General features: G+C 63.1%; 24 protein-coding genes and 1 tRNA gene. 11 read left to right on the forward strand and 14 right to left on the reverse strand.

All coding sequences use genetic code 11. The features are described 5' to 3' along the window. Positions 1-14: 14 nt before the first annotated feature. Positions 15-1,088: a pyridoxal phosphate-dependent aminotransferase gene (locus tag ACQUQO_RS01225; protein ID WP_435076112.1), complete on the reverse strand. Its 1,074-nt coding sequence runs from the start codon at positions 1,086-1,088 to the stop codon at positions 15-17. Between the two features lie 109 nt (positions 1,089-1,197). Here ACQUQO_RS01225 and ACQUQO_RS01230 point away from each other — a divergent pair, with 109 nt between their 5' ends. Both ACQUQO_RS01230 and ACQUQO_RS01235 read left to right on the forward strand, forming a co-directional pair. Next, positions 1,198-2,898 carry a DUF262 domain-containing protein gene (locus ACQUQO_RS01230; protein ID WP_435076113.1) on the forward strand — a complete coding sequence of 567 codons (1,701 nt, stop codon included), beginning with the start codon at positions 1,198-1,200 and terminating at the stop codon, positions 2,896-2,898. A 78-nt stretch (positions 2,899-2,976) separates the two neighbouring features. Then, a complete protein-coding gene (locus ACQUQO_RS01235) occupies positions 2,977-3,702 on the forward strand; it encodes a nucleoside phosphorylase (RefSeq protein WP_435076114.1) in 726 nt (241 codons plus the stop codon). Here the strand turns inward: ACQUQO_RS01235 and ACQUQO_RS01240 are convergent. The 3 genes from ACQUQO_RS01240 to dacZ all read right to left on the reverse strand — a co-directional run bounded on the left by ACQUQO_RS01240 (position 3,699) and on the right by dacZ (position 5,637). Then, complete coding sequence (locus tag ACQUQO_RS01240; RefSeq protein ID WP_435076115.1) at positions 3,699-3,974, reverse strand: ubiquitin-like small modifier protein 1; 276 nt, start codon at positions 3,972-3,974, stop codon at positions 3,699-3,701. The genes ACQUQO_RS01235 and ACQUQO_RS01240 overlap by 4 nt on opposite strands. Before the next feature lie 68 nt (positions 3,975-4,042). After that, positions 4,043-4,825, reverse strand: a complete 783-nt coding sequence (locus ACQUQO_RS01245) for a mechanosensitive ion channel domain-containing protein (RefSeq protein ID WP_435076116.1) — start codon at positions 4,823-4,825, stop codon at positions 4,043-4,045. Beyond that, positions 4,825-5,637, reverse strand: coding sequence for a diadenylate cyclase DacZ (gene dacZ, locus ACQUQO_RS01250; protein WP_435076117.1), 813 nt, complete (start codon positions 5,635-5,637; stop codon positions 4,825-4,827). Before dacZ ends, ACQUQO_RS01245 begins: the two co-directional genes overlap by 1 nt. A 138-nt stretch (positions 5,638-5,775) precedes the next feature. Between dacZ and ACQUQO_RS01255 the strand changes: the two genes are divergently transcribed. Beyond that, positions 5,776-6,225 (forward strand): FxLYD domain-containing protein, encoded by a 450-nt coding sequence (locus ACQUQO_RS01255; RefSeq protein WP_435076118.1) that lies wholly within the window; start codon positions 5,776-5,778, stop codon positions 6,223-6,225. A 63-nt stretch (positions 6,226-6,288) separates the two neighbouring features. After that, a complete protein-coding gene (locus ACQUQO_RS01260) occupies positions 6,289-6,858 on the forward strand; it encodes a hypothetical protein (protein WP_435076119.1) in 570 nt (189 codons plus the stop codon). A 1-nt stretch (position 6,859) separates the two neighbouring features. Here ACQUQO_RS01260 and ACQUQO_RS01265 read toward each other — a convergent pair whose 3' ends face one another. The 4 genes from ACQUQO_RS01265 to ACQUQO_RS01280 form a co-directional block, all read right to left on the reverse strand. After that, positions 6,860-7,369 (reverse strand): hypothetical protein, encoded by a 510-nt coding sequence (locus ACQUQO_RS01265; protein WP_435076120.1) that lies wholly within the window; start codon positions 7,367-7,369, stop codon positions 6,860-6,862. A 79-nt stretch (positions 7,370-7,448) separates the two neighbouring features. Beyond that, positions 7,449-7,880, reverse strand: a complete 432-nt coding sequence (locus ACQUQO_RS01270; RefSeq protein ID WP_435076121.1) for a hypothetical protein — start codon at positions 7,878-7,880, stop codon at positions 7,449-7,451. A 226-nt stretch (positions 7,881-8,106) separates the two neighbouring features. Next, positions 8,107-8,190, reverse strand: a tRNA-Leu gene (locus tag ACQUQO_RS01275). Positions 8,191-8,230: 40 nt separating this feature from the next. Continuing rightward, positions 8,231-8,743: an MOSC domain-containing protein gene (locus ACQUQO_RS01280; RefSeq protein ID WP_435076122.1), complete on the reverse strand. Its 513-nt coding sequence runs from the start codon at positions 8,741-8,743 to the stop codon at positions 8,231-8,233. Positions 8,744-8,814: 71 nt separating this feature from the next. Here ACQUQO_RS01280 and ACQUQO_RS01285 point away from each other — a divergent pair, with 71 nt between their 5' ends. Then, on the forward strand, positions 8,815-9,123 hold the full coding sequence (locus tag ACQUQO_RS01285; RefSeq protein ID WP_435076123.1) for a transcription initiation factor IIB family protein: 309 nt from the start codon (positions 8,815-8,817) through the stop codon (positions 9,121-9,123). Here ACQUQO_RS01285 and ACQUQO_RS01290 read toward each other — a convergent pair whose 3' ends face one another. The 6 genes from ACQUQO_RS01290 to ACQUQO_RS01315 all read right to left on the reverse strand — a co-directional run bounded on the left by ACQUQO_RS01290 (position 9,124) and on the right by ACQUQO_RS01315 (position 13,936). Next, positions 9,124-9,612: a phosphopantetheine adenylyltransferase gene (locus ACQUQO_RS01290; protein ID WP_435076124.1), complete on the reverse strand. Its 489-nt coding sequence runs from the start codon at positions 9,610-9,612 to the stop codon at positions 9,124-9,126. It abuts the gene before it with no gap. Positions 9,613-9,653: 41 nt separating this feature from the next. Next, positions 9,654-10,100, reverse strand: coding sequence for a transcriptional regulator (locus ACQUQO_RS01295; RefSeq protein ID WP_435076125.1), 447 nt, complete (start codon positions 10,098-10,100; stop codon positions 9,654-9,656). Between the two features lie 36 nt (positions 10,101-10,136). Then, positions 10,137-11,243 (reverse strand): glutamate--cysteine ligase, encoded by a 1,107-nt coding sequence (locus ACQUQO_RS01300; protein WP_435076126.1) that lies wholly within the window; start codon positions 11,241-11,243, stop codon positions 10,137-10,139. Positions 11,244-11,594: 351 nt separating this feature from the next. Further along, positions 11,595-12,362 carry a VOC family protein gene (locus tag ACQUQO_RS01305; protein WP_435076127.1) on the reverse strand — a complete coding sequence of 256 codons (768 nt, stop codon included), beginning with the start codon at positions 12,360-12,362 and terminating at the stop codon, positions 11,595-11,597. A 30-nt stretch (positions 12,363-12,392) separates the two neighbouring features. Further along, positions 12,393-12,827 carry a TIGR04206 family protein gene (locus ACQUQO_RS01310; RefSeq protein ID WP_435076129.1) on the reverse strand — a complete coding sequence of 145 codons (435 nt, stop codon included), beginning with the start codon at positions 12,825-12,827 and terminating at the stop codon, positions 12,393-12,395. Beyond that, on the reverse strand, positions 12,827-13,936 hold the full coding sequence (locus tag ACQUQO_RS01315) for an OBG GTPase family GTP-binding protein (RefSeq protein WP_435076209.1): 1,110 nt from the start codon (positions 13,934-13,936) through the stop codon (positions 12,827-12,829). The genes ACQUQO_RS01310 and ACQUQO_RS01315 overlap by 1 nt, the downstream gene beginning before the upstream one ends. 90 nt (positions 13,937-14,026) lie before the next feature. Here ACQUQO_RS01315 and ACQUQO_RS01320 point away from each other — a divergent pair, with 90 nt between their 5' ends. From ACQUQO_RS01320 to ACQUQO_RS01345, 6 genes are all read left to right on the forward strand, one after another. After that, positions 14,027-14,515, forward strand: coding sequence for a 50S ribosomal protein L11 (locus ACQUQO_RS01320; RefSeq protein WP_435076130.1), 489 nt, complete (start codon positions 14,027-14,029; stop codon positions 14,513-14,515). A gap of 83 nt (positions 14,516-14,598) precedes the next feature. After that, positions 14,599-14,862 carry an amphi-Trp domain-containing protein gene (locus tag ACQUQO_RS01325; RefSeq protein ID WP_435076131.1) on the forward strand — a complete coding sequence of 88 codons (264 nt, stop codon included), beginning with the start codon at positions 14,599-14,601 and terminating at the stop codon, positions 14,860-14,862. Between the two features lie 109 nt (positions 14,863-14,971). Continuing rightward, on the forward strand, positions 14,972-15,610 hold the full coding sequence (locus tag ACQUQO_RS01330; RefSeq protein WP_435076132.1) for a 50S ribosomal protein L1: 639 nt from the start codon (positions 14,972-14,974) through the stop codon (positions 15,608-15,610). Further along, positions 15,610-16,650, forward strand: a complete 1,041-nt coding sequence (locus ACQUQO_RS01335) for a 50S ribosomal protein L10 (protein ID WP_435076133.1) — start codon at positions 15,610-15,612, stop codon at positions 16,648-16,650. Before ACQUQO_RS01330 ends, ACQUQO_RS01335 begins: the two co-directional genes overlap by 1 nt. A gap of 15 nt (positions 16,651-16,665) precedes the next feature. Further along, the gene (gene rpl12p / locus ACQUQO_RS01340; protein ID WP_435076134.1) at positions 16,666-17,010 is read left to right on the forward strand and encodes a 50S ribosomal protein P1; all 345 of its coding nucleotides are present in this window, start codon (positions 16,666-16,668) and stop codon (positions 17,008-17,010) included. 84 nt (positions 17,011-17,094) lie between these two features. Then, positions 17,095-18,336, forward strand: coding sequence for a tripartite tricarboxylate transporter permease (locus ACQUQO_RS01345; RefSeq protein WP_435076135.1), 1,242 nt, complete (start codon positions 17,095-17,097; stop codon positions 18,334-18,336). Positions 18,337-18,681 lie beyond the last annotated feature (345 nt).

Here is an 18,681-nt window from a genome sequence, read left to right on the forward strand (position 1 = left end):
ACTCACTCGGGCGTTCAGCCGTCCGCGTGCGCTTCGATGACCCGACCGACACGTTCCAGCCCCTCCGCCAATTCGTCGGTCGGCAGACCGAAGCCCAACCGGAAGCGGTCGTCGAAGCCGAACACGTCGCCCGGTGCGAGCACGACCGACTGCTCCTCGACGACCGTGCGACAGAACTCCCGGGACCCATCGAATCCCTCCGGGATGGTCGGAAAGGCGTTCACGCCGACGGGTTCGTGCCAATCGAGACCGTACTCGGTCAGAAATTCGCCGACGCGCTCGCGGTGGTCACGCGCGAGCGCACGGTTCTCGTCGAGAATCGTCTCCTCGTCGGCGAGGGCCTGTCGGGCGACGTGCTGGCCGAAGACCGACGGTGAAATCGTCGTGTAATCCTTCCAGCGGCGGGCGGCATCGACGACCTCGGGCGGACCAGCGAGCCAGCCGAATCGCAAGCCCGCCAGCCCGTGAGCCTTCGTGAGGCTCGTCGTGCTGATGGCGTGCGGGCCGATGCTCGCCACCGGTGGGATGGGGTCGTCGGCGAGTAGGCGATAGACCTCGTCACAGAGCAGGTGGGCGTCGTTGTCGGCCGCGAGGTCGTAGAGTGCGTCGATAGTGTCCTGAGAGTGGTATTTGCCGGTGGGGTTGTTCGGGTCGTTCACGACCACGAGCCGGGTGTTCGGTTCGATGGCGTCGGCAACGGCATCGGGGTCGAGATTCCACTCTGGAGGAGTGAGTTCGACCGTCGAGACGCTTGCGAGCGAACGGGGCAGCGCGTGCAGCGACTGGTAGGTCGGTGTGACGACGACCGCGTGGTCCTCGTCGTCGAGGGTTGCGAGCATCGCCAGTAAATTCGCCTCTTGTGTGCCACAGGTGAATATCACCTCGTCGGCCGAGCGGCCGTAGCGCGCGGCGACCTCTTCGCGGAACTCGGGGTCGCCGTCGGTCGGAATCACGTAGCCGAGGTCGCCGGGGTCGGTGTCGAAGCGCGATGCGGGCAGGCTCCTGATGCCGCTTTCGGCGAGCATGATGTCGGCGTCGTGTTCGTACTTGCCGAACCAGCGTTCGAGCGCGAACGGTTCTATGTTCATAGGGTGGTAGATACTGAGTGATGAGAGGCGAAAGGCATTGTTATCAACCGTCGATATTTTTCCAGACTGACATAGACACGCTTAATAAGAAACAACATGAAAGCAGCCTATGAGTAATGGAATCGGAATCTCCGCCGATGAGGATACAGTGGAAAGCGTACTTAAGAGAAACTACAAATACCGAGTGCCAAATTATCAAAGAAGATATTCTTGGACAGAGGATCAATGGAGAGAACTTTGGGATGATATCGACTCGCTAGGTGGTGATCGCCAGCATTTCCTCGGGTCGATGGTTGTAATCGAGCGAAACGGAGGACTCAACGACATCAACGTCTTGGAGGTTGTTGACGGACAACAACGGCTGACCACTTTGTCCCTCATACTGGCGGCTATCCGAGAACGATATCGAGATGAGGGTCAGAATGAGATAGTTGAGGCAATAAACGAGGACTATCTATGGGAAAGAGAAATTGATATGAGTAGACATCAAAACCTAGAACTTAGTCGTTTTGATAACGAGGCCTATAAATCGATAATATCTGAGGAGGAAAATACTGGTATAGATAGTCAACTAATTGAGGCACTGGAGTTCTATCAAGAGAAAGTTTCTGCACTTTCTATCGAAGAGCTAGATGAGTTGTATCGTCGTATTCTTCGGTCAATAACAATTGTGAGCATCAAATGTGATAGTGAGCAATCAGCATTCAAACTCTTTGAAACACTCAATAATCGTGGTCTTGAGCTTTCGGCGGTTGATCTAATGAAAAACCATTTGTTTAGTATTGCTGTATCCAACGCCAGTATAGATTATTCATTAGTGCAAAGCAAGTGGGAAGATATTATTGATCTCATCGTTCCTGCCCTACGCAAACCGAGTCGCTTCTTCAGACATTATATTATGTCAGCCCCTATACCAAACCACCCAGATGGCGTTTCAGAATATAAATTGTACGAAACTTTCAAAGATATAATTGATAATAAACTCTCGGCTTCAGGGCTTTCTGTTGAAGAATATATAACAGACCTTGCACAGAGAGCAGAAACATATGTTGAGATAGTAGAGTGTGATATCGCCTCCTTCCATATGGATGCAAACGACGCAATCAATCGAAAACTCCGACATCTGGAAGCAATTGGTTCAGTACAGGCCCGTACGCTCATGCTTCGTATTTTCCGAGAGTTTGATAATCCAAATCGAGTTGTTGAATCATTACAACTTCTTGAAACATTCCTGATTAGATGGAAAACAGCAAACTACGCAACAGGTGGGGAACTTGATCGAATATATTCACGTCTTTGTTCCGAAGGTTTTGGTGAAGATCAATCAACGACTACAATACAGAATTTGTTTAGCGAGCGCGGCCCCAGTGACGCAGAATTTAAAGCTGGAATTGAAAACAAACGAGCAAAATTAAATAACCGGACGAAATATATGCTCACAACCCTTGAGCAGCAGTATTTCGGTGGGGCAGAGATAACGAATGTGTTTGATGTTGATTTAGAACATATTGCCCCGAGAGCTGCATTTTCTGCAAGTCGTTACACGACGTGGCCTGCTACGCTGAATACTGACGAGGGGACATTTGAGCAGTACCGTGACCGTCTCGGGAATCTTACTCTTCTTGAATCAGAGATAAATATCAGGATTGGTGCAAATCCATACTTGGATAAAAAAGATGCATATCGTGAATCAAAGTTCAAGATAACAAATCATATTGCTAATCAATATGAGGAGTGGAGTGTAGCAACTATCCAAGATCGAACAGAATTGCTCGCAGCTGCAGCAGCCCAAGTTTGGTCATTTAGTTGATTTGCAAACCAAATATGTAATAATGTAACCAAGGTCACGAATGGACTCACTTTTCATCCGGGCCATCGAGCGCTCGGCATGGCCAAACAGCCACACCTGCTCGTCGAACCGGGCGACCTGAACGACATCGCGCTGCTGCCGGGCGACCCCGGGCGCGTCGACCGTATCGCGGGCCACTGCGAGAACCCCACGACCGTGGCCGAAAACCGCGAGTACAAACTCGTCAACGCCACCTACGAGAACACCCCCATTACTATCTGCTCGACCGGCATCGGCTGTCCATCGGCGGCGATTGCGGTCGAGGAACTGTCCAATGTGGGTGTCGAGACCCTCATTCGTGTGGGCACGACGGGCGCGCTCCAGCAGGACATCGAGGTCGGCGACGTGGTGGTCGCGACCGGTGCGGCCAAGGACGAGGGGACGACCGGACGCTACGAGCGCGACAGCCTTCCTGCGGTGCCCGATTACGACGTACTCTCGGGGTTGGTGGAGGCGGCCGAAACGCGCGACGAGCCGGTCCACGTCGGAGCCATCGCCTCCGACGACGCCTTCTACGCCGAGACCGACGAGTACGTCGAGGCGTGGGAGCGGGCGGGCGTGCTCGCCGTCGAGATGGAGGCCGCCGCGATCTTCACGCTCGCCCGCCGGAAGGGACTCCGTGCGGGCGCGCTCTGTACCGTCGATGGCAACCTCGTCACGGGCACCCAGAAGGGCGAAACCGACGGCGAGGAACTTCCTGCAAAGGCGAAGGACAACGTCGAGCGCGCCATCGTCATCGCGCTCGATGCGGCCGTCTCGCTCTAACCGCCGCTGACCGGCGGAAACGCGGCGAGTTCGTCGCCCGCGTCGAGTTCGGTGTCGAAGCCATCGCCGGCGACGAAGGGGTCCTCGCCGTTGTGGAGCAGATGGATGTGGTCGCGTACCGCGCCGTCGTCGATGATTTCGTCTTCGAGGGCCGGATGGCGTTCGAACAGCGCCGCGAGCGCGTCGTCGAGGGTCGCGTTCGGTTCGACATCGACCTCGATTTCGCGCTCGCCGGCCGTCTCGGCGAGCGTGGCGAACAGTTTCCAGTGCATGGTCGGCGTACGGATGCCGTCCTCAAAGACGATTCGCCTGTCGGCACACCGTTCGACGCTGCCGACGCCTAGCGGACGCGAACGATACCCGACCGGAAGACGTGGTCGTTCGGGACGATGAACTCCTCGCCGTCGTTCTCGATGTGGGTGACGAAGACATCGACCTCCTGGACGATGCCCGCGCGCCCGTCGATACGGACCTCGTCGCCGATGGCAATCGGTTCGGCGAACAGGAGATAGAACCCGGCGGCGCTGGCGGCGAGGAGGTCACGACAGGCGAGTCCACCGAGGAAGACGACGCCGAAGGCGTAGGCCCCAAGCAGGACGAGGAGAGCGACGTTCGCCACGCCGAGCTGGCCGAGTGCCAAAAGTGCCGCGATGTAGATGATGCTGTATTTGACGAGTAGCGCGAGCAGTCCGATTTCGGGAAGCTTCACGCCACGCAGGCGCTCGGAGACGAGCACTTCAGCCTTGTCGGCGACGATCAGCCCGAAGACGACCACCAGCGCGGCGACGAACAGTTGTGGCAGGAAGTTGATGAACTGCCGGAGATACACCCGCACGTCGAGCACGGCGGCGACGGTGAGCGCGAGCACGACGAACACAAGAACGACGAACAGCGCGAACAGCCCCGCAAGCACCGACACCGTCGAGGTGCCGAGTCGGCCAACGGCGCGCTCGAAGGCGGTCCCCTCGACGGCCTCGCCGACGCCGGCGGCCGTGAGCGTCCGCTGGCTCACCCGCCCGACGAGATAGCCCACCAGCACGCCGACGACCAATACGACCGTGACCAACACGAGGTCGAATCGGCCGCTCAGCAGGCTTCCAACGAACGTTCCGAGGGTGGCCATCAGTATTCCTCCGGGTCGAGTTCGAGGATCAACTCGCCGCCCTTGAACGCCCGCACCAGCCTGTCACTTTCACTCAGCACGACCGCCGTCGCGTTCGTGTCTCGCGTGACCGACGCCGCCGCCATGTGGCGCGTGCCGAGGCCCTTCGGGATGTCGACACCCTCGGCGTTCGGTTCGAGATACCGGTAGGCCGAGACGATCTTGCCCGAGTCACTGATGACGAAGGCTCCATCCAGTCTGGAGAACTCCTTCAACATCACATTGACAATGGGGTCACCGACGTGGACGTGCGATTTCTCGAAGGGATTATATGAAAGGGGCCGGGATTTGTTCATCACCTTGCCGGCGTCGCCGACGACGAACAGCGCGCCGACGGGTTTGCCCTTCTGGCCCTTCTGGCCGAGTTCGACCGCCACGTCGACGACCGCGTTGATGACCTCCGGGTCGGCTCTGGAGTTCGTGAAGAGGTCGTAGACTCCCGAGTGGGTGAGGTCGCCCACCCGCACCCGGCAGACGCCGTCGATGGCGTCGTCGAACAGTTTCAGCGCGCAGGCCACCTCGTCGCCCTCGGCGACGAAGTCCTCCTCGGCCGCGCCCTCGACGCCGAAACGGATGCGCTCTTTGGCGTCGACGAATTCGAGCGGGAGTGGAACGAACCGCTCGGCACCGACGCCGTTGTCGGGTGCACAGACGACCACCGAGATGGCATCGAGGTCCCGGCAGCGTTCGTAGTAGGCTTCACTCGGCGAGAACAACAGTATCGTGTCGACCCCCTCGACGAGTTCGTCGAGCAGGTCGCGTACGTTCGCCATCGTACCCGATAGGGTCCGCCCGGACCGCAAAAAGGTTGTGACACCGATGCCTCACGGTTCGCACGGATGTATCTCGATGTCGACACTCTTTTTCACCGTCGTCCATAGTCTTTTGAGCGCCGCGGGTGAGGCGTGGATATGCAACGACGCCGCGTGCTCGCCGGTGTGGGCACGGTATGTCTGGGGCTGGCTGGCTGTCTCGGCGCTGGCGAGGGCAAGTACGCACGGCGCATCGCCATCAACGGAACCCCGAACGGCTCGGCGGAGCGGACCGACACGCCGACGAGTCACGGTCTCGTCCTGCTCACCCACGAGTTCTATCGTCGTGGCTCGGGCGGCGTCCGTGGCCGCGCCGCGAACCGCGGCGACGTGACCCTCGATTTCATCGCGGCGTACGTCCGGTTTTTCGACCGCTCGGGCACCGACATCGGCCACGCCTCCGACAGCCAGAGCGACTTCGAGGTCGGCGAAACGTGGGAATTCAACGCACAGGCGCTCAACACCGACGCCGCGGACGTCGCGCGCTACCAGCTCGTCCTCATCGACCAGCGCTCCTCGGAGGTCGACCCGTTCGCCGGCACGACCTGAGTGATATAAGTGGCCGCGATGACCCCGCCGAAGACTTTTGTCTCGGTGGCCGAGTCATCGGGCATGGCTGTCCGTTCGCGTCTCGCCGCGCTCGGTTCGCGCCTCTCGCCGAGCATCGATATGACTGCGGTCGAGGGCGTCGTCATCGGTGGGCTGTTCGGTGCGCTGCAAGCCGGTCTCATCATGAGCCTCTACCGGACCGAGATGGTCTACGAGGTCGGCGGCATCGTCGGCCTCTACTCGCTCAACGGCGGCTGGTACGTCCTGTTGGCGCTCGGCGTTCTGTTCGGCATCCCCTTTGTCGCCTTCGTCTCCGGCTCGATAAACTCCTTTGCCAACACGGTCATCATGCTCTCGTCTCGGAGTTCGGCGCTCCAGAAGATGCTCGTGCCGCTGCTCCAGCGCTCGGCGCTCGGCGTGACCTGTGCCGGCGTGGGTCAGCTTTACGGCGTCGCCGTCGGCGTGCTCTTCCATCTCATCGCCATGCCGGTCTGGCTCCGACTGGTGATGGGCCTATCGGTGCCGGTGCCGTATCTCACAGTTGGGGGCATCGTCGGCGTCGTGGCGTGGGCACTCTATGGTGGGGCGATGGGACTGGTCTACGGGCTGATTCTCGAAAACTCGACGGGATAACTCAGGCGAGACGGTTCCGAACCCACCTGAGCGCGCTGCCGACCACGCCGCCGACGGCCCCGTCGAACCCCACGAGTGCCGGGAGAATTACGAGCGTGGCGACGAGCGCGAGCAGCGGCTGCCGGGAGAACACCGCCGCGATGGCCGGCGTGAACTGACCGATTATCGTCGGTGTCTCGATGAAGACGAACCCGAGAATCAGTCCCTGTCCGACGCCCAAGCCGGCGAGGATAACGCCGCCGATGACCGCCGCGACGACGCCGTGGACGGTCCCGCGCACCAGCCCGCCGGCGGCGTAGGCCGCGATAAACCCGCCGATGACGCCACCGGTGATGAATTCGAAAAACGGGATAATGGGGACAACCAGCGAGAGCAACCCCACAAGCGAGGTGGCGGCGATGCCAGCGTACAGCGCCTCCCTGTCGATGGTGCCCGCGAGCGCCTCGATGCGCTCCTCGGCGGTGGTCCGGGCCGTCGCCACGCGCCCACTTACCCGCGTCCGAATGCTCATGCCGACCCCTACGACTCCCGAAGCATAACCGTCGTGACGGCGTGAAACGGCTTTTTAAATCCTCTGGCCGAAGGCGACGCTATTTTCGAGTTTCGCTAGCCGTGCCGAGAATCGGGTCCTCCTCGTACGTAGAGAGGTCGAAATACCGCCCACCGCGAACCCAGTCGAATCCGATGAACGCGAGCGATGCGCCGCCGACTACGGCACAGATGGCGAGGAACATCCCGGCGTCTTCATAGGTCGAAGTCCGGTTCGCTATCGGAAGCAGATACGTGGCGGCGAATCCAACCCCCATGATGAGGTTCGCAAGACCGACGAACCGATACCAGCCGAGGTTGCCGAGGTTTTCGCTGATTCCGCCGAGTACGAACAGTAGGCCAGCGAAGAGGAATGCGACGTTCGTAACGACGGCCATCGGTTCTTCGAAGATGGGTGAATTGAGAGTATTGAGAAGCCAAAGGTTGGCGGCGATGAGGTAAACACCGAGCACCAGAAACCATCGCCGTTTCATACACATGATTCGAGTCACGATTACAAGAAGTTTGTGCTGAATAACTTCACAACGAGTTCGATGGCTCCACATGAGTAGTGGATTTGTATCGCGCGGTCGGATATCACCAACCGCGAGCGAACGAAGTGAGCGAGCGGGCCGACGACTGACCACCGGGAAGGATGAGGCTTTTTGTCCAGATTTTGTCAGGGAGCGAGCACGGCGAGCGACCGCAGCAAAAGGTGGATGCGCGGGACCGGATTTGAACCGGCGGACCCCTACGGGACAGCGTCCTAAGCGCTGCGCCGTTTCCAAGCTTGGCTACCCGCGCGCACACCTGCTTTCCGCGAGTCGAAAAAGAACCTGTCGGCTCAGTCTGTCAGTCGACTTTTGATGGCGTCGGCCACGCCCTCCTCTTCCGTTTCGCCGAGCACTTCGAGGTCGTCGCCGGCGTGGATGTCCCCGCCCTCGACGACGCTGACGCAGATGCCGCCGCGGTGGTTTTTGAGCGCGCGGGCGACGCCGGATTCGTCGGCGACCTGCTCGACGTGGGCACACGGCGGGCGCGGGCGCGTTCCCTCGAAGGTCGCCTCGCCGATGCGGAATCGCTCGTCGAGCAGGTCGTGGACCGAAACCGCGCGCGTGACGATGTTCCGGCGGTGACGGCCATCGGTGAGGTCGATGTCGTACTCCTCGCGGATTTCCTCGATGGCCTCGCTCTCGATGAGTGTCACCTCGCATTCGTCCATCCCCGAGTAATAGCCCGTGCCCTTCATGTAGCGGTCCCCACGGAGACCCTGCCGTTCGACGGCCTCGATTCGCTCGACTTCCTCCATCGGCGCGGACCCCTCGTGGGTGGTGTATATCGTCTCGACGGTGGCCATGTGCTCGCTGGGGCCGCGACTCCCAATAGCCTTCCCCACGAGGATTTACGGCTCGGTCCCATAGCGTGCGTATGTATCGGGCGCGCGACGAACTCGCAAACGAGGAGTGGCTCGCCGAACTCGACGGGGCGGCCGATGACCTCGACCTCGGCCCGGTGACTCGCGAGCGCGCGGCCGACCTGTTTCTCTCGACGGTCCCCGAAACGGAGCGTTCGAAGCGGGCGGCGCTGGCGGCGAGCCTCTACGCCGGTGCACTCATCGCCGGCGACCGGCGTTCCCAATCGGTGGTCGCCGAGGCGGTCGGCGTTGCCCGACTCACGGTACAGAACCGCTGGCGGGACGTACTCGAAGAGGCGGGTCTTGAACCGCCGGCGTGGTGATCACTCCGGGGACGGGCGACCCTCGCGCTCGGGCGTGAGGTTTCCGTGTTCGTCGATTTCGCCGTTGACGATGCGCGTACTGGAGACGATGCCACTGTCCTCGGCGGTGAGGTGGTCGACGACCTCGATGTCCAGCGGGTCGAGACCGCGCTCGCGGCGGCGCTCGTTCACCCGCTTGCCGCCGTTTTCGGTCTCCGGCGAGACCACGAGGACGTCGAAATCCTCCTCGGCGGCGATGCCGGTCGGTTCGTCGAGCTTCCGGACCTCGTACTCGCGGTCGTGCTCGTCGGCGAGAGTGGCGAGTTCAGCGTCGAGGTCCGCCCGGCGCTCGTCGAACGGGCGGACGTAGCGCTCTTCGTGTCTGGTCTCCTGTGCCAAGCTATCGCTCGTGAGTCCCACAGTGACATCGCCGCGCTCGAAGGCGTGTGCGAACAGCCGCCGATGGCCATCGTGTATCGGGTCGAATGTGCCGCCGAGCGCGACCTGCATACCCGTCACAGACCCGCCCGTGGCTTAGTGGTGTCGCTTCCTTACCGCTCGTCGCTATCGTTCTCCTCGACGGGTATCGTCACTGGCTCGGTGTGGCCAGCCCGCGAACACCGGCGACCTGGGACAAGTAACGTTTCGAGTTCGTCCCGAAATCGCTCGGCGGCGATGTCGAGGAGTTCGTCCGGTCGTGCAGCGGTGTAGGTCGGGTCCGTCTCATCGTGGCGCTCGACGACCCGCTCGTCGTGAAGTTCCGAGAGAACCCGGCGGACGGCACCCGGATACAACCCCGTGCCCTCGGCGACCTCCTCGACCGTCGACTGCGGCCGTCGCCGGAGGAAGACGTACACTCGCGTGCGCGTGTCGGTGTCGAGCGCCCGCGAGAGCAGGTCGACGAGACCACCGTCAATCGGGTCGTCGCCAGCGTCCGCTCGCTGGCGGTCGAGTTCCGCGCGCACGTCGGCCGGTTCGACGTCGTCGGCGTCGTCCATGTCCGAAGCGAGTCGGTCGTCGGGCAAAAGCCTTCCTCACAGCACGAGCGCCGCACAGAGTGCATCGAGTCCCTCCTCACGAAGGAGGCGGCGCTGTCTGGTCGCGCCGCTGTCGGCGTTTGCGACCGTGCGAATCCCGTCGATACCGAGGCGCTCGCACTCGCGCTCGACGACCTCGGCCAATTCAATCGTCCCGGTACCGTCACGGTCGATGAACGACGCACCGTGACCATACCTGAGCGCGCGCCACTTGTTCTCGTCGAGAAACTCTCGCCGTAGTCGGCCGCTCTCGGATGGCTCGGAGCGATACGCCGCCCACGGCTCGGCGTGCTCTTCGTACCGTGCGGCGAGGTCGGTCACGAGCGCGTGGACGTACTCGACGAACCCGAACACGTAGTCGGGGTTCGACTGGCCGTCGGGCGCGCGCACCTCGACGGTGCCGTGGCCGGTGTGGGGACGCACGTCGTACCAGAGCGCGCCGCGGTCGTCGATGGAATCCAACTCGACCATCCGCCGCTCGAAGCGCCGGAACGCCCGAAAACTCCCGAACGCCGTCGGCATGCCCGTGTTGGGCAGGTTCTCGAATATCTTCGCACGCGCGGAGGCGAGTTCGGTATCGAAGCCGTTCCAGAAGGGTGAGTTCGCCGACAGCGCGAGCATCACCGGTAAGTACCAGCGGAGTTCGTTCGCTATCCACGTCGCCTTCTCCGCGTCGTCGACGCCGACGTGGACGTGAATCCCCGCCGTCGTATTTCGGTGCTGTGGATATCGGATGCGGTCGAGTTGCGAGCGATAGCGCGGTTTCTCGGCGTGTTCGAGCTCGCGCCACCGGGCGGCGGGATGGAGACCGGCCGCCGCGATACCGTAGCCGTGGTCGGCGGCATGGCCGACGAGCGCCTCGCGAACGGCGACGAACTGTTCGTGGGCTTCCTCCGGACTCTCACAGACCGGCGTCTGCGTCTCGATGATGAACTTGAACAGTTCGTGGGCCAGCCTGTCGTCGAGAATTTCGGGGGGGTCGGTCTCGTAGACGAGTTCGTCGGTCCCCGACGTGGGCCGTCCCGCATCGTCAACGACGTAGAACTCCTCTTCGACTCCGATAGTACCCATCCGCGTGAAGTTGTCGGCCGAACCCACGTCCATTGGGCCGGGATACCCGCCCGTGTGATTAAAAGGCCACCATTCCACCTTTTGCTGCGGTCGGTCGCGCGAGGCGCGCTCCCTCCCTGGCAAAATCTGGACCAAAAGCCTCCTCCCTCCCTACGGTCGGTCGTCGGCCCGCTCGCGCCTGCGGCGCTCGCGGTGCAATCACTCACCTCCAGCTACCGCAAACCACACCGCAACCGCACAGCACCGCCGAAGCCCTCCGGCACTCGTTTCACTCGCGCCGTCGCCCTTCATCCGCTAGGAGAGCTTGCTCTCCTGAGCCTCGGCTCGCTTTCGTTCGCCGAGACGCCAGGAACCGCACCGCTACCGCCACCGCTCCGCAACCGCCTACCGCGTCACAACCTCAATCTCGTGGCCGTCCGAATCCGTCGTGAAGGCATACTGATGGTCGCAGGATTCGGGGTCGCGGTAGTCCTCCGCGCCCCGGGTCATGAGGGTATCCCACGCCTCGTCGAGGTCGTCGGCCCGCACCGCGACATGGCCCCACGCGTCGCCCATCTCGTAGGAGCGCCCGTCGTAGTTGTAGGTGAGTTCGACGCTCATCGCCTCGTCGGCCGCGCCCTTCGGCTCGACGAAGTAGTTCGCAAAGGAATCGGCCTCCCAGCGGCCCTCGGGGCGCTCGTCGTACTCGAACTTCCGGGTCCAGAAGCCGATGTGTGCGTCGGCGTCGGTGACGCGCATCATCGTGTGGTCGATGCTCCATCTCGCCCCCTGGTCGCGCTGGACGATTTCGATCTCGTGGCCGTCGGGGTCCTTCACGAACGCGTAGCGTCCGCCGCAGGACTCGGGGTCGCGGTAGTCCTCGACGCCCTCGGCCATCAGTCCCTCGTAGGCCGCTTCGAGTTCGCCCTCGGGCACGCGGACGGCGATGTGACCCCACGCGTCACCCATGTCGTACGAGCGGCCGTCGTGGTTGTAGGTGAGTTCGAGGAGGGCACCCTCGTCGTGAACGTCCGCGGGACCCATGAAGACGTTCGTGAACGAATCGGCCTCCATCCGGCCCTTCTCCTCGTAATCGAGATGCTCGGCGTACCAGTCGGTCGACTCGTCGAGGTCCTCGATGCGCATCATCGTGTGGTCGAGCGTCGCGTCCATACGAACCCCACTCGTGCCGGGGGCAAAAGACTACGGAACCGTCCTCCGGGCGGGCCAGTACAGCCACCACGCGAGCACGAACGCGAGGAATGGTCCGAGCGGGATCGCCAGTCGACCAGTGCGAAGAAAGCCGACGGCGAGACCGAGATGCGTGATTCCCGCGAGCACGAGCAACCCACCCGTCACGCGCCGGTCTTCGCGACCCATCACACCCCCGAGCGCGCTGAGAAGTGCACCGAGATAGCACAACACGCTCGTCGGCCACGCACGCAGGAATCCCGGCAGCGCCGCGAACCCACCCGTAAACCGGAGATAGTCGAGCAGCGTCGTGAGATGCAGCGGCGTCGCGTTCACCAACCCGAACGGGAAGACGAGCGTGAACACGCCGCCGGAAAGTATCGTCCACGGGACGAGTGCGAGCACGGCCACGGCGAGCAGCCGCCGCAGGGCGGATATGCCTGCCATCACCGTCGCGCGACGATGCGGAGCACGTCCTCATCCCGGAGTTCGTGGTCCGTACCAACCTGCTGGTCGTCGTGTTTCGCGCTCGGTCCCGAGACGCGGGCGAACCTGAATCGCTCGTCGAGGTCACCGCCGAGTTTCTCGCAGGCGTCGCCGACGGTCTGCCCAGTTCGAAGCATCAGCGGCTCCTCGTAGTCCGTCCCGCGACCGGGCTTGTCCATGTAGATGCGGATGAGTTCTAGCTCCTCCCAGATGCGTTCGGTGAGCGCGTCGAGACCTCTCCCCTCCTCTGCGCTGATGAAAATCGCCTCTTCGGGATCGATACCCTGCTCACGGAGGTCGGCGTTCACGGTATCGAGGTACTCGCGCTCGATGAGGTCTGCCTTGTTCACGGTGACGAGCGAGGGGAGATACACACGGTTGTCGAGGATGCCATCGAGCAGGCCATCGAGGTCCACCGACTCGGTGATGGCGACGTCGGCGTTGACGTATCCGCGCTCGCGGAGGACCTGCCGGACCGTATCGTCCTCCAACTCTACTTCGGGTCCCGTCGTGACGTCGATGCCGCCTTTGCCCTTCGGCGTGATGCGGACCTTCGGGGGCTGTGTGTCGAGGCGGACCTTGTTCTCGTACAGTTCGCGCGCGAGCGGCTCGTATCTATCGATTTCGAACACCGAGAGCACGAACACCACGAGGTCCGCCGTCCGAATCACCGACAGCACCTCCTGGCCGCCGCCGCGACCGCCCGCCGCACCCTCGATCAATCCTGGGACATCGAGCAACTGGATGTTCGCCCCCTTGTGCTTCAGCATGCCGGGGTTCACGTCGAGCGTCGTGAACTCGTAGGAGCCGACCTCGCTTTCGGCGTTCGTGAGCGCGTTGAGGAGGGTTGATTTGCCCGCGCTCGGCATCCCGACGAGCGCCACCGTCGCGTCGCCGGTCTGCTCGACCGAGTAGCCTTGTCCGCCGCCCGCGGAGGACTGGTTTTCGAGCTTCTCCTTCTTCTCGGCGAGTTTCGACTTCAGCCGACCGATGTGGGCCTCCGTGGACTTGTTGTACGGCGTCTCCGCTATCTCCTCGCGGAGGTCCTCGATTTCGTCTTCAAGCCCCATCGAGTAGGGATGAGAGGTCGGCGTCGAAAAGTCCTTCACATCCGCTCGCCGAAAAGCAATCCTTAACCTCGCGGCGACGGTTCTCCGGGTATGGCTGGAACCATCGAAGTGCTCGTTCCCGGCGGGGAGGCAGACCCCGGTCCGCCGCTGGGCCCGGAACTCGGCCCGACGCCGGTGAACGTCCAGGAGGTCGTTGCCGACATCAACGACGAAACCGAAGCGTTTGACGGGATGGAAGTCCCCGTCACAGTCGAATACGACGACGACGGCTCGTTTTCCATCTCGGTTGGCGTCCCACCGACGACGGCGCTCGTCAAGGACACGGCGGGCTTCGAGACCGGCAGCGGCGAGCCACAGACGAACTTCGTCGCCGACATCACAGTCGAAGAGGTCAAACAGATCGCCGACCAGAAAGGCTCGGACCTGCTGGCCTACGACACCAAAAGCGCCGCCAAGGAGGTCGCCGGCACCTGTGTGACCCTCGGCGTGACCATCGACGGCGAGGACGCGCGTACCTTCGGCGAGCGCGTCGATGACGGCGAGTACGACGACATCCTGGCCGAGGAAGCCGCCGCGTAGACCGATTCATTTTCTCGACAATATATCGTTCTGTCGAACGATACCAGCAGGTTTAGGGATTGCTCCGGAGTAGGCTCCTCCCCATGTCCAACGAGTACGAAACCGAACGCGAGTTGAGCCGCGCGGCAATCGCCGATGTCTTCGAGAGCTTCGCCGAGGAGTTGCGGAGCGAGGGCGAACTCACGCTCGCCGTCGGCGGCGAGCACGTCCGCATCGACCCGACCGACCCCTGCGAGTTCGAAGTCGAGGTCGAGGAGGAGTCCTCACGACTCGGTGGGAGCGAACGTAGCGTCGAGTTCGAGTTGGAATGGGCGCGTCAGGACGACGAGCGCGACCTCGTGAAGTAGTCGGTTCGCTTCGACGGGTTTAAACGCACACGGCGGTGGGTTTTCGATGAGACAGGCGTCGCCTGTTTCACGCCGTAGCAGCCGCGAAGGCGTACTACGGAGGTGGAAAATGGCAGATCAGGACATAGAGGAGGCCGTGACACGCGCACTCGACGAGGCCCCACCGCGAAATTTCGGTGAGACGGTGGACCTCGCGGTCAACCTGCGTGATCTCGACCTCAACGACCCATCGAACCGCGTCGACGAGAGCATCGTTCTTCCGGAGGGCACAGGCCAAGAGACCCGCATCGTCGTGTTCGCGGAGGGCGAGACGGCCCTGCGCGCCGAAGAGGTCGCCGACGACGTACTCGACGGCGACGACCTCGAAGAGTTGGGCGATGACGACGACGAGGCGAAGGACCTCGCGGGCGAGACGAACTTCTTCATCGCCGAGGCCGGGATGATGCAGGACATCGGTCGATATCTCGGGACGGTGCTCGGTCCCCGAGGGAAGATGCCGACGCCGCTCCAGCCCGACGACGACGTCGTCGAGACCATCGAGCGGATGAAAAACACCGTTCAACTCCGGAGCCGCGACCGGCGGACCTTCCACACGCGGGTGGGGGCGGCCGACATGAGCGCCGGGGAGATCGCCGACAACATCGACGTCATCGTTCGTCGGCTCGAAGCCAACCTCGAAAAGGGACCGCTCAACATCGACACGATGTACGTGAAAACGACGATGGGACCGTCCGTGGAGGTGGCCTGATGGCCGCCGAAGGCGAGCACCACACCGAGACGGTTCCCGAATGGAAACGGCAGGAAGTCGCCGACCTCGCCGACCTCATCGACGAATACGAGAGCGTCGGCGTCGTCTCCATCGCGGGGATTCCGAGCCGGCAGTTGCAGGCGATGCGCCGCGACCTCAGGGGTTCGGCGGAACTCCGCGTCGCGCGCAACACCCTGCTGGTGCGCGCGCTCGACGAGGCCGACGGCGGCGTCGCCGACCTCATCGAGGAGGTCGACGGGCAGGTCGGACTCATCGGTGCCGACGCCAATCCCTTCGGACTCTACCGACAGCTGGAGGCCTCGAAGACGCCGGCACCCATCAACGCCGGTGAGGTCGCGCCAAATCCCATCGTGATTCCCGAGGGCGACACCGGCATCGACCCCGGTCCGTTCGTCGGCGAACTCCAACAGGTCGGCGCGGCCGCGCGCATCATGGACGGCTCGATTCAGGTCACCGAGGATTCGACAGTCCTGGAGGAGGGCGAGGAGGTCTCACAGACCCTCGCGAACGTCCTCGGTGAACTCGAAATCGAACCCAAGGAAGTCGGTCTCGACCTCCGGACCGTGTACGCCGACGGTATCCTGTTCGAACCCGACGAGCTGGCCATCGACATCGACGAGTACCGGGCGGACGTCGAGGCGGCTGCCGCAGCCGGGAGAAATCTCTCGGTCAACGCGGCCTATCCGACCACTCGAACTGCGGGCACGCTGCTCGGCAAGGGCAGTACGGAGGCCAAGAGTCTGGGGCTGGAGGCGGCCATCGCCAGCCCGGACCTCGCCGACGACCTCGTGAGCCGTGCGGACGCACAGATGCGCGCGCTCGCGGCCAACATCGACGACGAGGAGGCCCTGCCCGAGGAGCTACGCGGCGTCACGGCCCCTGCCGAAACGGGCGACGAGGACGAATCGAGCGACGACCAATCGGCCGACACCGAGTCCGAACCCGACACAGAAGCCGAGGACGAAGACGACGATGACGACGGCGACGCGGGCGAGGGTCTCGGCGAAATGTTCGGCTAACGACTACCAACAACAATGGAATACGTTTACGCAGCACTCATCCTGAACGAGACGGGCGAAGAGATCAACGAAGCAAACGTCACGGACATCCTCGAAGCGGCCGGTGCGGACGTCGAGGAGTCCCGTGTGAAGGCGCTCGTGGCCGCCCTCGAAGACGTCGACATCGAGGAGGCCGTCGAGCAGGCCGCCGCAGTGCCCGCGGGCGGAGCCGGCGGTGCGGGTGGCGGAGCGGCCGGCGGCGAAGCCGATACCGGCGAGGAAGAGGTCGAAGAGGAAGCCGAGACCGAGGAGGAAGCCGAGGAAGAGGACGACGAAGACGACGACGCGGGCGGCGAGGGTCTCGGCGAGCTGTTCGGCTGAGCGCCCCCTCCCCCCAATTTTCGATTTGTTTTCGCGGATAGCGTGCGAGCGTTTACATCGGATGGCGTGACCACTTCGTAGCGAATGGTTTCGCTGGCCGAGAGCGTGGTGTTCGCCCCCGAGTCGGGACTCGTGGCGCTCGGGTTCGTTTGCGGCGGCATCGCGCTCGGGACGGTGAGTGGTCTCGTGCCCGGCCTGCATGCGAACAACTTCGCGCTGCTGTTGGCGGCGGCCGCGCCGCAGGTTCCGGGACCGGCGCTGTTCGTGGGGGCGGCGATGCTCGCCGCGGGTGTCACGCACACGTTTCTCGACGTGGTGCCGGCGCTCGCGCTCGGGGTGCCGGATGCGGCGATGGCCGCCTCGGCGCTGCCGGGCCATCGGCTCGTGGTCGCGGGCCGTGGACGAGAGGCGTTGCGGCTGTCGGCGCTCGGGAGCGCGCTGGCGGTCGTGCTGGCCGTACCGTTGGCACTCCCGATGACCGAGCTGATGGTGTCGATATATCCGGCGGTGCGGAGTCGTCTACCGCTCGTGCTCGGCGGGGTCGCGCTCTTTCTGGTTCTCACCGAGCGGTCGAATCCGGCCCGTGTCGGGGGTTTGCTCGCCTTTCTTCTGAGCGCGGGATTGGGTTGGCTCACCCTCGACATCGAGCCGAGTGCGCCGCTTGCGAGCGGCGGCATGCTGATGCCACTGTTCGCTGGGTTGTTCGGTGCTCCCGTCCTCATCGAGGCTATCGACGGGGCCGGCGTCCCGGAACAGGCCGATGCGGCCGTGACGACGCCCCGAAGAACAGTTGGACTGACAGCGCTCGCGGGTACGGTGTCGGGTGCGGTCGTCGGCTATCTGCCGGGCGTGTCGGCGGCGGTCGCGGCGACGGTGACGCTGCCTGCGGTCCCGAGCGACGACGGCGCGCGTGGATTTTTGGTCGCGACGAGCGGCGTCAATACCAGTAACACGATTTTCGCGCTGTTCGCGCTGGTTGCGCTCGGCTCACCACGGACTGGTGTGTTGGTCGCGCTCGATTCGACCGGCGTGCCGCTCGACCTTCCACTGCTGCTGTCGGGGGTCGCCCTTGCGGCCGGCGTCGGGTTCGTGCTCGTGCCGCTCGTGGGCGACCGCTATCTGCGGACAGTCGGTCGGGTCGATTACACGTATCTCTCGGTCGGCGTGCTCTGTCTGCTGGTCGCCCTCGCGTACCTCTTTTCGGGGTTCATCGGCGTGGGCGCGTTCTCGGCGAGCGCGTTGGTGGGGCTGGTGCCAGCGACACTCGGCGCGCGTCGCGTGCATCTGATGGGTGTGTTGATGGGCCCGTTGATGCTGGGAATTTGAGCGGTGCTGTCGGCGGTTTGCGGTGCTGTGGCTGTGCGGTACGGTAGCGGCGGTGCGGTGTGGTCGCGGTGGTAGTGCGGTTGCGGGAGGAGAGCCACGCGGCTGCGATGGCGGTTCATCGCAGCCGCACGGGGAGGGACGGGGGCTTGAGCGCGTGCCGGGCCACGCGTCCGGCGCGCGCAATGCGGTGCTGTGCGGTCCTGGTGTCCTGCCGAGCGGAGCGAGGCAGGGCTCGGGAGAGCGACGCTCTCCCGGTGGACATTGAAAGGGCGAGCGAGCGCGCCGAGTCGTTCGAAAGGCGCTTCGCGCCTTTCGTGATGACGAGAGAGCGAAGCTCTCTCGAAC

The sequence above is a fragment of the Halococcus sp. AFM35 genome (assembly GCF_051195015.1).
In the GTDB taxonomy this organism is placed as follows: Archaea; Halobacteriota; Halobacteria; order Halobacteriales; family Halococcaceae; genus Halococcus.